We start from the raw sequence: 13,122 nt of genomic DNA on the forward strand, positions 1-13,122 counted from the left end.
TCCGCATCGAGATCGGTCCGCTTCCGCGCCGAGATCGGTCCGCTTCTCATCCCAACTGCTACTAACTGCTAATTCAGGCTAAATTAGCAGTTAGTAGCAGTTAACATCTGGTTGAGGAGCACCCATGAAGAGATCCATCCCGCCGCCATCACGAGAGTCGCTCCTGCGCGCAGCAAAAGTGCCGATTCCCGATCTTTTGAGCGATGCCGCCCTCGGCCAGGATCCCGACTACCACCCGTGGGAGTGGTTCACTCACCATGAACCGCCCGCGGGATTTACCAGGGAGGACTGGTGGCTGGCGGTTCGCCTGCGCAGAGAGCAGACAGCACGCCCCACCCCATTCACCCTGCGGGACGGGACGCGCCTGACCTACAACCTGCCCGACCGACTCCTGCGTCTCATTGAGGATGTCTCCACCCGCGCCCGGGGCGAGGTCGCCCTGCCCGAGCCGATCGCCAACCCCTCGACGAGGAACCGCTACCTCATCTCCTCACTCACCGAGGAGGCGATCACCTCTTCGCAGCTGGAGGGCGCCTCCACCTCCAGGATGCGCGCCAAGGAGATGCTGCGCGAAGGACGCAATCCACAGGACCGCAGCGAGCAGATGATCCTCAACAACTACGGGGCCATGCAGGAGATCATCACCCTCAAGGATGACCCCCTGAGTCCCGAGCTGATACGCGAGATCCACCGCCGAGTTACCACCGGCACACTGGACGATCCTGCCGACGCCGGTCGGATCCAGCGCCCCGGGGAGGAGAGAGTCCGGATCTACGGAACACAGGATCAGGACCAGATCCTCCACGTACCGCCACCGGCCGAGGAACTGCCCGGGCGCATGGAGACGCTGTGCGCCTTCGCCAACAGCGGCTCGAAAGACGACGGCCCATACATGCCTCCGCTCCTGCGCGCCATCACTCTGCATTTCATGATGGGCCACGACCACTACTTCGCCGACGGCAACGGGCGCACCTCCCGCGCCATCTTCTACTGGTCGATGCTGCACCAGGGCTTCTTCCTGACTGAGTTCCTCTCGATCTCACGGCTCCTCGCACACGCCCCCGCCCAGTACGCGCGCTCCTTCCTCCTCACTGAAGACGACGACGGCGACCTGACCTACTTCTACTTGGAGCAGGCCCGTATCATCACCCGCGCCATCGACGAACTCGAGGCGTACCTGGCTCGCAAGACGGCAGAGCTTCAAGGCGCGAACCACCTTCTGCGCAACCTCAGTCTCAACCACCGGCAGATCGCCCTCATTGAGCGCTTCCTGCGAAACCCAGGGTCATCGACCACCGTGATGGCCCATCAGACGAACCACGACGTCGCCACCCAGACGGCGAGGACCGACTTGCAAGACCTGGAGCGGCGCGGGTATCTGGAGTCAACCAAGCAGGGCCGTCGCGTGGTCTGGTTCCCCGTACCTGACCTCGCCCACCGGCTCGACGCCGATCGCCCTGATTGATACGCGTCCGCACCGGCGGAAGCATGCGGGATCCCGGCTCGCCGCCGACGTCGGCGGCGCCCCTCAACCGCAGCGGCGGACAGAACAGGCAGGACGGCCAGAACAGGCAGGACGGCCAGGGCGGACAGCCCACCTACCCCACGATTTCGCTGATGGAGTGCCCCGCAGTGGGGCGCACCCCGTGCGCGGCGAGCGCCTCGCGGGCCCTGCCCCAGCGGCGGTCATCCCGGTAGCCCACCCACACGGGTGCGAGGCCGAGCTCGTCGATGGCGTCGTCGAAGCCGCGCGCGGACTGCGCCTGCATCGCCGCAGCCAGCGTGCTCGCAGCGGCGCGCTCGTCCTGCCGTCCGCTGCTCTGCAGGTGATGGATGAAGCCGCGCCGATCCGCGGTCGTGATCGCCTTCGCGCTGTCATCGACCACGACCCACCGGCGCCCGGGCTCGATGCCGAACTCCTCGTCCCCCGCCTCGAGATTGATCCCGCGCGCCGAGACCATGGCGGCGAGCAGGACCTGCCCGGTGTCCAGATCGAGGTACCCGCCGTTGACATCGCCGTAGGAGGCCATGGTGTCGGCCAGCTCCTCGAGGTCGACCGGCAGCGGCCGACCGACCGGGTCATGCCCCTGAACCCGGGCGACGAGCTCCTCGCTGAGAATGACGTCGCCCTCCTCGGCGCGCCAGCGGAGCCGGTTGCTCAAGGTCGCCATGACTGAGGCGAGCTCGCCCCGCACGGCCCTGCTCCCGCGCGGGCGCCCGGGCCCGTGAATCCCGTCCCAGACCTCCATGAGGGCCTGGCCGATCTGCTGGAGCGCGTGATCGGCATTGACGCCAGTCAACGCCGTGATCAGCGCACTGGGGTCGTTGGCGGCCCGAGCGACCCGGACCGCCCGCAGGTCGAGCCGCTCGGGCTCGACCTGGCCGAAGGTCATCAGGAAGGTATTGACCTCGTTCTCCTCGGCGCGCGCCTGCTTCGCCGTCAGTGCCGCATCGTCCCCGGGGAAATCCTCGTCATCATGGCGGACGCGCCCGTACTGGTCGGGCAGCGCCCCCCAGCCCCAGATCGCGGTGGGCTCCTGCACGACGACGCCGACCTCCTGCTCGGGATCCCCGAACCTGGTCACGGTGCACCGGCAGGTCCAGTCATCCCCGAAGTCGAAGACGTACCGGAACACCTCCCCGACATCGACATGATCCTTCACTCTGACGTTATGGCGCAGCACCCTGTCGATGAGCGCGCCGCCGCTGAATCCCCCGAAGCCGAGCTCGAGATCGGTGGCGTCGTCGATGATGCGGGTGCCATCGGCGAGCGTGAAGTCGCGAAGATGCCCCAGATCCCAGCGGGCCAGCGCGAGGTCGATCGCCACGCCGAGCTGCTCGAAGGTCGTCGACGGCGGCACGATGAGGTCCCGACCGGGCGGGGGCGCGAAGATCTGCCCGCGCCCTGAGACGAGTTCAACCGAGATGATCTGCCAACGCCGTGTCATGGTGCCATCGTGGCAGCGCCCGCGACATCGGCCAAGATTCTGCCCCGGCGCGTCCAGCCACTGGTCATCAGGAGATCAGCCCGTGGCCCGGCGGCATCCAGCACCGCTCGCGGCGACGCCGATCAGCGCGCTTCCGGGCGCGCGGCGAGCTGGTCCCACAGCTCGAGCCACCGATCGACGATGGCGGGGGCGCTGAAGCGCCGACCGTACTCGCGGGCGCGCCGACCGGCGTCGGCGCGCGCGGCGTCGTCGTCCATGAGGGCGCTCAGAGCGGCCGCGAAGGCATCGACGTCCCCGTTGGGCACGAGCGAGGCGGCCGGCCCACCCGCCAGGCGCACCCCGGGCGAGCAGTCGTAGACCACCGAGGGCACGCCGGCGGTGTTCGCCTCCAGGATGCACATGCCCAGCCCCTCGAAGCGCGAGGGCAGGGCGTGGATGGCCGCGCCTGCCAGGACGGGGCCGACGTCGTCGACGGAGCCGCACAGCTCGATATCGCCTCCGGTGCGCGCCGCCAGCTCGAGCAGGCGCCCCTCCTGGGGCCCGGAGCCGTAGATCCGCAGGCGCCAGCCGGGCCGGGAGACCGCCCCGAAGGCCCGAATGAGGTGGTCCGCCTGCTTGCCCTCCGACAGGCGCCCGAGGAAGACGACAGTGCGCGAGCGCTCCGGATCGGCCGCCCCGGCGAAGTCGGGGCACGGGTTGGTCATGGGGACGGCATTGATGCCCCAGGAGCGCAGCTCGTCGGCGCCTTGCGGCGTCAGTGCGGTTACGGCGGCCGAGACGGTTGCGGCGCCGCGCACCAGGGCGCGCTGGACGGTGGTCAGGGCGGGCACATCGGTGTGGACCTGGGAGACGAGGTGAGCGGGACGGACGCCCGCCTGGTCGAGCAGGCGCACCGACTCCAGGCCCGCGCCGATGACGAGGGTCCCCTCCTCCCAGCGGCTGGCCAGGCGGCGCAGGCGGGCCGACGTCCAGGGCCACCAGCCCAGGGTGATCAGATGGCGAATCGGCTTGAGGGCGGCCTTGGAGTTGGCGAAGCCGGGCATCTTGGTGGTCAGGCGGCGACCGGGCACGACGTCGATGACATGGTGGCGCTCGCGCAGTTCCGGGTCGCAGGCGCCGAAGCACCAGATGTCGACGGCCAGGCCGCGCGCCCTCATCTCGGCGGCGAGCAGGTCGGTGGCGCTGACGATGCCGTTGGGGCGGTGCATGTCGTTCATGAGGAAGACGACTCGCCGCAGCCGTCGGTGCTCGGCAGCATTCTCAAGGTTCGCAGGACTTGCAGTACCCGCGAGGCGGTCGCCGCGCTCGGCGCCGCTGGTCGCTCTGTCGGCGCTGCCGGCCCTGTCGGGACTGCCGGCACTGCCAGCGCTACTGGCGCTCGCCGGGATACCGGCGCTCGCCGGGTTAGCAGCGCTCTCAGCAATACCCGCGCTCGCAGGGTTATCAGGGCTTCTAGGGGTCTTGGGGCTCTCCGGGACCATGACCCAACTTTAGGCGACTGGCTCTCAGCCCGATTCGATCCGATTCAGCTCGATTCGCCCCAATCAGGACTCGGATTCGGGCATCCGGGGAGCAGGTTGCACACATAACGGCGGGAGCGCCGCGAGGACAAAACCACTTTCCTTTGAGAATCCGCGGTTCTGCATGAGTCATCAAAACATGGTGGCAGGCTCCCATGTGCATAGAGGGGGTGGTACGCACATGGGAACGTGACATCAGCAGGGATGCACAACGCGATTCCGCATGATTCCGCAGTTCTCCAACAAACGGCTCACGCGCGAGTGTGCAATGCCGGTCGGTGGCCCTGTCAGTGGCCCCTCCCGGTCGAGCCGTGCCGAGGCGCTCATGCACCGGCGCGCTCCTCCCAGACACCTTCCCTCTTCTCCGGATTCCCCACCCTTCTCCGGAGCCTCCCAGAGGGGCAGACTCTGGCCCATGAGCGCCACCGACTCTGCCGATCACCGCTCCGCTCCAACCTTCAACACCCGCCGCCGACTCGCGCAGACCGCACCCGTCCCGAGTCGTCGCACCATGCTTCTCCTGTCCACCATCGCCGCCGGCGCCCTCGCCGGATGCTCCATCTGGAAACGCGACATCGGCGGAACCGTGCTGAAGAGCGATCAGGCACGCACCGAATTGACCCTGGAGGAGGCGCCGGACCCGAATGCCGCTGTCAGCGCTTGCGACGCCCTGGGCGCCGCCCTCCTATCGGCCCAGCTGGCCGATGGCGCACACGCCAACGCCCTGGCGAGCCCGGCATCCCTCGCCCTCAATCTGGCGGCGGCCTCACTCGGCGCCACGGACCCGGAGGCCCAGGGGCTCAACAAGCTGCTCGGCGCCGCGGATGAGGAGGCCCGCAACACGACCTGGTCCGCGATCCAGACCGCGCTGCTCGCTCACGACGGCGACGTCTCCGGCTTCAAGCCCGACGAGAAGGCCCCCGAGCATCCGCTGGTGCACGTCGCCGACCAGATCGTCATCATCGATCACGATGAGCCGACCGAGGTCAGCCAAGACTTCATCGACAACGTCCGGTACTGGTTCTCCGCGGACCTGCGACGGGCCGATGTCGATAAGGCCCAGGATGTCCTCAACGAGTGGGTCAAGCAGAACACGGCGGGCCTCATCGAGTCCTCGGCGCTGGACGCCACCACGATCGACCTCGCGCTGCAGAACGTCGTGCTCTTCGCCGCGCAGTGGAAGGAGCTCTTCGACAAGAAGAGCACCCAGGATGAGGACTTCACCTGCGCGGACGGCAGCGTCATCCGGGTCCCCATGATGAGGCAGCAGAGCAGCATGGTCTGCACCGAGGGGTCCACCGGCTCGGTGACCTGGAAGGTCCTGCGCGTGCCCTACTCGGAGGACTTCGCCCTGGACATCGTGCTGCCGGACAAGGGCACCCTTCCGGAGGAACTGCCCAGCGGTACGTGGGCGGCGGCCAGCGCCCTGCTCGACCAGGCGGAGAGCGAGGGTCTGTCCCCCGAGGTAAGCCTTTGGCTGCCGCGCATCGACCTGGCGACCCCGGACGGAGGCATCGACGTCCTCCCGGTCCTGGAGGCCCTGGGCGCCGACATCCGCCCGATGGCGCGCGTCAACCCTCTTTTCGAGACGAAGGACTACCGGCAGCAGGTCCGGCTCATCGTGCGCGAGGACGGCACGGTCGCAGCCGCCGTCTCCGAGCACGGCGATGAGCCCATGGCAGCCGTGGACCTCGGCCCCATCACGGACTTCTTCGTCGATCACCCCTACGCCATGCGGCTGCGGGACCTGTCCACCGGCATCGCCCTGTTCGAAGCGATCATCAACAACCCGTCCTAACGCCGAGATCGGTCGTACTCCGCGCCGAGATCGGTCCAGTTCCGCCTCGAGATCGGTCGTACTCCGCGCCGAGATCGGTCTATCGGCCGCCAAGACACGACGGCGCACCGTGAACTCCGCACCCGCCGCCTGCCAGGCCGCGCCTCACAGGGCCTCACGGGCCGCGCCTCACGGGCCGCGCCTCACAGGACGGCGGACAGCAGCCGGCAGACGTTGTCGACGTACCGCTTCCACCATGGCTCGGCCGCCCATTCCTCGGCGGTGAGCTCGGAGGACGTGGTGCGGTAGTAGGCGTCGTTGGCGCACAGCATGTCGTCGAGATCGCCGCCGAAGGCGAGCAGCATAACCTCGTAGTTCAGGGCGAAGGAGCGGAAATCCATGTTCGCGCTGCCGATGACGGCGATCTCGTCGTCGACCGTCATGTACTTGGCGTGCAGCACGGTCGGCGCCGGGTACCGGTAGATCCGCACACCGGCGGCGAGCAGCGCCTGATAGTAGGAGCGCTGCGCATGGTTGACGATGAAGTGGTCCGACTCCAGCCCCACGAAGAGCTCGACCTCGATGCCGCGATAGGCCGCCGTCGTCATCGCGGCCAGAAGCGCCTCGTCGGGAACGAAGTAGGGGCTCGTGATGGACACCCGCTTGGTGGCGTTCTGGATGAGGGACAGGATCATCCGCAGGTTCGGCTCAGTGGGGTATCCGGGGCCCGAGGGCACCAGCTGCATCGCATTGACGACGGCGTCGGGCCGGCCCGGCTGCGGCGCCGGAGTGCCGACGGGGGCCGCCTCCCTGAGCACCTGCGACACCGAGACGGGCCCGCCGGCCTGCGGCAGAATGCCGTCGAGGTCGAGCACCTCGCCGGACTCGAAGTACCAGTCCATCTCGAAGACCGCCTCGGCCTCGACGACGATGTCCCCGGTGACCTCCACGCTCAGGTCCGCCCAGGTGCGTCCGGCCCGAATATTGGAGCGCAGCCGGTAGCTCGGGTCGATGATGTTGTGGGAGCCGATGAAGGCCCGCTCGCCGTCGATGACGAGGAGCTTGCGGTGGTTGCGCAGGTCGGGTCGGCGGAAGCGCCGCTTGTGCGGCAGCAGCGGCATCATGAGTCGCCATTGAATGCCCGCGGCGGTGAAGCGACTGCCCAGCCTCCTCCAGCCGGGGTACTTGCGCGACCCCAGATGATCCACCAGCAGGCGCACGGCCACGCCGCGGGCGACGGCCCGCTCCAGCGCGGAGTAGAAGACGTCGGTGACCGGATCCCAGGACTGGATGTAGAACTCGACGTGGACGTGACGGGTGGCGGCGTCGATGGCGCGAGCCATCTCGGCGTAAGTGGCCGCCGCGTCGCCGTGCAGGGCGACGACGTCGCCGGTCACGCACGGCAGGCCCGTCAGGGTGCGGTTCATCCGCAGAACCGAGTCCAGGTGCGGCGAGTGCCTGCTGTCCTCGGGCGCGTAGGGCACGTCCTTGGTGGACTCCAGGGCGAACTCGTTGATGGCAGTCTGCTGCGCGCGGCGCTTGCCGTGGATCCACGGACTGCCCAGGAAGATGTAGAGGGGCAGGCCCACGAACGGCAGCAGGAAGATGAGCAGCAGCCACGCCGTCGACGACGAGGGCCGGCGGTTCTCCGGCACGGTCCCGAGCGCGACGATCTTGATCGCGTACTCCACGACGACCCAGGTCGTCGCCAGGACCGATTGCCACTCCATGCCCGCATCCTCCCACGGCAGCCTCTCAAGGCCGCCCAGCAAGCGCTCGCCGTGCCGCGCCCCGCCTCCAGCCGCGAGATCGGTCCAGTTCCGCCGCGAGATCGGTCCACTTCCGCACCGAAATCGGTCCGGTTCCGCCGCGAGATCGGTCCACTTCCGCGCCGAAATCGGTCGCACTCCGCACCGAAATCGGTCGCACTCCGCACCGAGATCGGTCCGAAAGGGCCCGACGGCGGCCCGCGACTCAGCCGTCGGCGGTTTCGGCGGCGTCAGCGACGTCTGGCGCGTCAGCGGCACCCGCGGTGCTGGCAGTGTCAGGGCTATCAGAGCTGTCAGGGCTGTCAGGGCTGTCGGCAGCGCCCGGGGCGCCGGAGGCACCGGCAGCGCCGGGGGTGTCAGCGGCACCGGGGCTGTCGGTGGCACCAGCGGCACCGGCGTCGGACGGCGCCGGATCCCCGAAGAAGCTGCGGAAATACCCGTAGAAGTTCCAGTTCCCCCAGCTGGTGCAGTCGTCCCCGCCGGTGTATGCGGCGGCGTTGGGCTGGTAGGGGGTGTAGTCGTACAGGCCGGCGGTCGCCTGGTTGGCCACCGTGATCTCGGCGCTGCCGCACGCGGAGTCCGAGGAGTACGCCAACTGCAGGGGGACGCCCGCGATCACATCGTAGGTCTCGGGGTTCAGGCGGTACATCTGGAACTGCATGGCGGCCCCGTAGATCTGATGGAAGAAGCCCGCGTACTCCGAGTCGCACTGCGCGCCGTCGGGGCAGGCGTAACCGGCGGCGGCCTCGTAGTCGCCGGCGGTCAGGGACTCGCCCGACGCCGTGAGCAATCCCTGCTCCTTCTGAATCAGCACCAGCAGGACCTGGGGATTGACGTCGCAGGCGGTCGCGACCTTGGAGATGATCTGCGCAGCGCTCTCCGCGACCGCGCCGCTGTAGCCGCCGGGGCAGGCGGTGGTCGTCTCGCGGTCCTGGGTGTCGAAGGTCGCCTCCGCCAGGCAGTGTGTGCCATCGAGGCCGTCCTGGCAGCCCTTGTTGACCCTCTCGATGAAAGCCGCGACCTCCTTGGTCGTCATGGTGGTCGAGTCGTAGAAGACGTCGTCGTCAATGATGTGGGCCGCATCGAAGCCGGTCATGTCGGTGCTGACAGGGGCCGGCTCGGTGTGAGTGGTGGCCGGCGCAGCGCTCTGCGTCGGTGCGGAACCGATGAGTCTGTCCGCAAGCAGCCCCACCGCAACGGTGATCACGAATGCTCCCAGCAGGAAGCCCAAAGGCGACAGGAGCAGGCGCTTCAGCGGGCTGCGGCGGCGCGGCCGACGACCATGGCCGCGCCCCTTGGCCGCCGAGGAGCGCGGATTGGCCCCGGAGGGGCGGGTAGGGCGGCCCGAGCGCGCGGACGTCGAGCGCGCGGACGCGGACGTTGAGCGCGTCGTAGCGGGAGAGCTTCGGCTGCCCCGAGACGGACGGCGGGAGGAGGGATGGGGACGTTGAGGCATCGTAGCCATGCTGCCACAATCGACGCGGCGGGCCGAGCCCGTCAGGCAGCGGATTATGAACACGCGCTCGCCCTACGGCAGCGCGCACCCGGCGGCACGTCCCCAGGCACCGGGCCACGCACCTCTCCGCCCGATCAACTCCCACCGATCGGCCCTCGCTCAGTCCCGCAGCGGGCGAGAAGACCGCTTTCGCGCACGTCATGTCGAAGCGGCGTCCAGAACCCGGGCCGGCCCGCTACGCTCGAGGCCGTGCACCTGCCCGACGTCCTGGCCCTGGCCCGCTCACTCATGGCGACCCACGGCCTTGAGGACTGGGAGCTGGACCTGGACCGCGCTCGACGACGAGCCGGGCAGACCGACCACGCGCGTCGCCGGATCACGCTCTCGCGCCACCTCATGCGGCTGTACGACGAGGCCGAGGTCCGCGAGACGATCCTCCACGAGATCGCGCACGCGCGCGTGGGCGCCAGCCACGGGCATGACGCCGTGTGGCGGGCGGAGGCCCGGCGCATCGGCTCCACCGGCCGGCGCCTGGTCGACCCGCACGCGCCGCGCATGGAGGGACGATGGCGGGGAACCTGCCCGGCCGGGCACACGGTGACACGGATGCGGCGGCCTTCAGTCCCGTTGGCGTGCGCGGTGTGCGCACGCTCCTTCCGGGTCGAGAACCTGCTCGAATGGCAGCACGACGGCGCGACCGTCACCCCCGAGGAGATCGGGCCGCGCTACGCCCGAACTCTCGCCGCGCTCCAATCGCGATGACGGTGCGGGCCCGGCAGGGTCCGGCAGAGCTCCCAGGCAAGAGCTCTCAGTACGAGCCTTGAGACTCGAACAGGGCCCACCCTCCCAGGGCGATGAAGATGATGACGAGGATGATGGCGATGATCTGCCACAGGAGCATCGCCCTCGCCCAGTTGCAGCGCGATGGGGAGGCCGAGCCGCCGAAGGCGACCACGAGCACATAGATGAAACCAACGATGGGGATGCCGGTCAGAAACAGCGCCAGCATCCACGAGCCCACGGAATCCGCGGGGTGTTCCGGCGCCTGAGGGGGCGCGAAGTAGGCGGGCTGAGAAACGGGACCACCCGCCTGGGGGTAGAACGGCGGCTGCGCCATGGGAGCTCCTCATGTGGGGACGGGGATGGGGATGGCAATGAGAGCGGTAAGAATACCGAACCTCACCCTAGGGCCTCCGGGCCGCGCATGTGCACTCCTGTGCGGGTCGGCAATCGTGCAGTCCTCCCCACCCGGCCGGCCTCCCCCTCGTAACTTCCCGGGTCCGTATCCTCATGCCAGGGGAGGATGCGACGACGGCCGCCGCTTCCGACGCGGGGAGGATAACGACGGCGGCGCCCCCTGGAAGGATAGGCCGCATCTGCTTCACGCAGTCCAGACCCATCGTTTCTAGGGAGCGCACATGATCGTCACCACCACCCCCACCGTCGAGGGCTACCCCGTCACCCAGTATCTGCGCGTCGTCTGCGGTGAGACGATCGCCGGAGTGAACATGTTCAAGGACATCGCCGCCGGATTCCGCAACGTGGTCGGCGGTCGCTCGGAGTCCTATGAGCGCGAGCTCATCCAGGCCCGGGAGACGGCGCTGGCCGAGATGACGGCGCGCGCCCAGGAGCTCGGCGCCGAGGGAGTCGTCGGCGTCGATATCGACTACGAGACTCTCGGCACGGATAACGGCATGCTCATGGTGACGGCATCGGGAACAGCCGTGCGCTTCTCACCCATGCAGTAGGACGAACGGCCCCTGCAGGGGCTCACCGGGCGGTCTGGCGCAGGTGTCGGCGCCAGACCGCCCGGCCGTCATCCCATGACGAGCTGATAACCCAGGACGCTGATAACAACTCCGAAGATCACGGACAGCACAATGGCGATGACCTGCCAGACGAGGACGGCGCGCGCCCAGTTGCGGCGCGAGGCCGACGCCGATCCGCCGAAGGACACCACGCAGAGGTAGATGAGGCCGATCAGGGGCAGGGCGGATAGGAGGACTGCCAGCATCCATCCGCCGAAGGACTCACTGGGTGCGACATCGGAGGAGTTCGCGGCCGACGCCGGCGACGACGAGGCGGTGGGCCACCCGCCCGTCTGCGCCCCGGAAGCGGCCCCCGTACCCGCGCCCTGGGAGGCGGCGACCTCGGGGAAGTAGTCGCCGAGGCTGGAGCCAGCCGCTGCGGAGTAGGTCGCACTGCCGGACGGTCCGACGGCATTCGCTCCCGGCGCGCCGCCGGCGGGCGGCGCCGAGGCTGCGGGCGCCGCGGGCTGCTGAGGCTGAGGCACAGTCGAACCAGCAGCGGGGTAGGCCGAGGTGAAGGCCGCCTGCCCAGCCGGAGCCGAGCCGGAGGCGGTGGTGGGTCCCGAGGGGGCCGACATGGGTGCCGGCCCGGAGGGAGCCGACATGGGCGCCGCTCCAGGACCGGACGGAGCGGACATAGGAGCTGAGCCGGATGAGGCGGACATAGGAGCTGAGCCGGAGGGGGCCGACATGGGTGGGGCTGTGGGATTGGCTGCGCCGGGCACGGCGAAGGCACCGCCCTGCTGGGCGGCGGGCCCACCGGGGGCGCCCATCGGCTGAGCCGCGGATCCTTGCGGAGAAGCTACTGGAGAGGCGCCGGGCATACCCGAAGACGGATCCCCCTGCCCGGCGGCGGCCGCGGCATCGGAGTAGGTCGCGGGCACCGGGGTCGATGACGTCGAGGGCCCCACGGCCTGGGCCGGCTGGCCGTAGGCGGTCCCGGCCCAGGTGCCGGGGCCCGGCCCGTATCCCGCGGACCCGCCCGTCGAGGCCGCCTGGGCTCCGGAGGCGGGGGCGGCGGGATCCGCCGCAGATGTTCTAAATCCTCCTGATGGAAGAACGACCGTTGCCGCAGGGCCCTCCGGCGCGTGAGATGCCCAGTCCTCCCCGGGGGCTGCGGGCGTCGTCTGGCCTCCAGCACCGGGAGCACCGGAGGCCGGAACCGCACCGGCGCCCGGCCCCGCCACGGGTGCCTGCCCCGGAACCGCCTGAGGCTGCCCGGGGGCCTGCTGCGGTTGCGCGGGGGCCTGCTGAGACTGCTGCGCCGAGGCCTGAGGCTGCGCGGAAGCCTGCTGCGAGGGCGCTTGGGATTGCCCCGAGCCACGCAGCATGTTCAATGTGCTCGGGTCCACTGTCACAGTCTCCATTGAGTACGAGACATCGGACATCTCGCCCCCCGGGGCCTGGCCCGGCTGTTCACCCTGGGCCGCGGCCGCCGCGAAGGGCGAGGCCGTACCTGATTCGTGGGTCGAGGGGGTGTTGGCCTGCGGTTTCTGGGATTCCGACACGACGAGGCTCCTTCGACGGGGCGCCGGGATGCCCCCGGCGCGCACAACATGATCAGCCTACGACGCCTCACTGCTCATTATGAGGAAAAACGCGGGCGGTATCACAATATCGGCCCGCCTCACCCCCGCTCACCCCCGAGATCGGTCGCACTCCGCGCCGAGATCGGTCCAGTTCCGGCTCGAGATCGGTCGTACCCCGCGCCGAGATCGGTCCACTTCCGGCTCGAGATCGGTCGTACCCCGCGCCGAGATCGGTCCACTTCCACGTCGAGGTTGCGGTGTGTCAGGACATCTGAGACATGGGTGAGTGTTTCGGGTGGGGTGGTTCTCGGGGTT

General features: G+C 69.1%; 10 protein-coding genes. 4 read left to right on the forward strand and 6 right to left on the reverse strand.

The features are described from left to right. Positions 1 to 124 precede the first annotated feature (124 nt). Positions 125 to 1,465 carry a Fic family protein gene (locus W5W_RS0100455; protein WP_029573967.1) on the forward strand — a complete coding sequence of 447 codons (1,341 nt, stop codon included), beginning with the start codon at positions 125 to 127 and terminating at the stop codon, positions 1,463 to 1,465. Between the two features lie 133 nt (positions 1,466 to 1,598). Here the strand turns inward: W5W_RS0100455 and W5W_RS0100460 are convergent, their stop codons facing one another. Continuing rightward, on the reverse strand, positions 1,599 to 2,948 hold the full coding sequence (locus W5W_RS0100460; RefSeq protein ID WP_008730942.1) for an IS1096 element passenger TnpR family protein: 1,350 nt from the start codon (positions 2,946 to 2,948) through the stop codon (positions 1,599 to 1,601). Positions 2,949 to 3,070: 122 nt separating this feature from the next. Then, entirely contained in the window at positions 3,071 to 4,429 is a 1,359-nt protein-coding gene (locus W5W_RS15165; RefSeq protein WP_081486170.1) for a glycosyltransferase, read from the reverse strand. A gap of 454 nt (positions 4,430 to 4,883) precedes the next feature. Here W5W_RS15165 and W5W_RS0100470 point away from each other — a divergent pair, with 454 nt between their 5' ends. Further along, positions 4,884 to 6,266 (forward strand): serpin family protein, encoded by a 1,383-nt coding sequence (locus W5W_RS0100470; RefSeq protein ID WP_017193900.1) that lies wholly within the window; start codon positions 4,884 to 4,886, stop codon positions 6,264 to 6,266. Between the two features lie 182 nt (positions 6,267 to 6,448). Here the strand turns inward: W5W_RS0100470 and W5W_RS0100475 are convergent, their stop codons facing one another. Together W5W_RS0100475 and W5W_RS0100480 are read right to left on the reverse strand one after the other, a co-directional pair. Then, on the reverse strand, positions 6,449 to 7,975 hold the full coding sequence (locus W5W_RS0100475; RefSeq protein WP_017193901.1) for a phospholipase D-like domain-containing protein: 1,527 nt from the start codon (positions 7,973 to 7,975) through the stop codon (positions 6,449 to 6,451). A 244-nt stretch (positions 7,976 to 8,219) separates the two neighbouring features. Next, positions 8,220 to 9,470: a hypothetical protein gene (locus tag W5W_RS0100480; protein ID WP_238533202.1), complete on the reverse strand. Its 1,251-nt coding sequence runs from the start codon at positions 9,468 to 9,470 to the stop codon at positions 8,220 to 8,222. A gap of 249 nt (positions 9,471 to 9,719) precedes the next feature. On the opposite strand from W5W_RS0100480, the gene W5W_RS0100485 reads away from it, so the two are divergent. Next, positions 9,720 to 10,232 carry a SprT-like domain-containing protein gene (locus tag W5W_RS0100485; RefSeq protein WP_017193903.1) on the forward strand — a complete coding sequence of 171 codons (513 nt, stop codon included), beginning with the start codon at positions 9,720 to 9,722 and terminating at the stop codon, positions 10,230 to 10,232. 46 nt (positions 10,233 to 10,278) lie between these two features. On the opposite strand, the gene W5W_RS0100490 is transcribed toward W5W_RS0100485, so the two are convergent. Next, positions 10,279 to 10,587 carry a hypothetical protein gene (locus tag W5W_RS0100490; RefSeq protein WP_017193904.1) on the reverse strand — a complete coding sequence of 103 codons (309 nt, stop codon included), beginning with the start codon at positions 10,585 to 10,587 and terminating at the stop codon, positions 10,279 to 10,281. A gap of 301 nt (positions 10,588 to 10,888) precedes the next feature. Between W5W_RS0100490 and W5W_RS0100495 the strand changes: the two genes are divergently transcribed. Continuing rightward, positions 10,889 to 11,218 (forward strand): heavy metal-binding domain-containing protein, encoded by a 330-nt coding sequence (locus tag W5W_RS0100495; protein ID WP_008730401.1) that lies wholly within the window; start codon positions 10,889 to 10,891, stop codon positions 11,216 to 11,218. Between the two features lie 68 nt (positions 11,219 to 11,286). Here the strand turns inward: W5W_RS0100495 and W5W_RS16475 are convergent, their stop codons facing one another. Next, positions 11,287 to 12,786 carry a hypothetical protein gene (locus tag W5W_RS16475; RefSeq protein WP_238533203.1) on the reverse strand — a complete coding sequence of 500 codons (1,500 nt, stop codon included), beginning with the start codon at positions 12,784 to 12,786 and terminating at the stop codon, positions 11,287 to 11,289. Positions 12,787 to 13,122: the final 336 nt, after the last annotated feature.

The sequence above is a fragment of the Actinomyces massiliensis 4401292 genome, assembly GCF_000269805.1.
GTDB lineage: Bacteria > Actinomycetota > Actinomycetes > Actinomycetales > Actinomycetaceae > Actinomyces > Actinomyces massiliensis.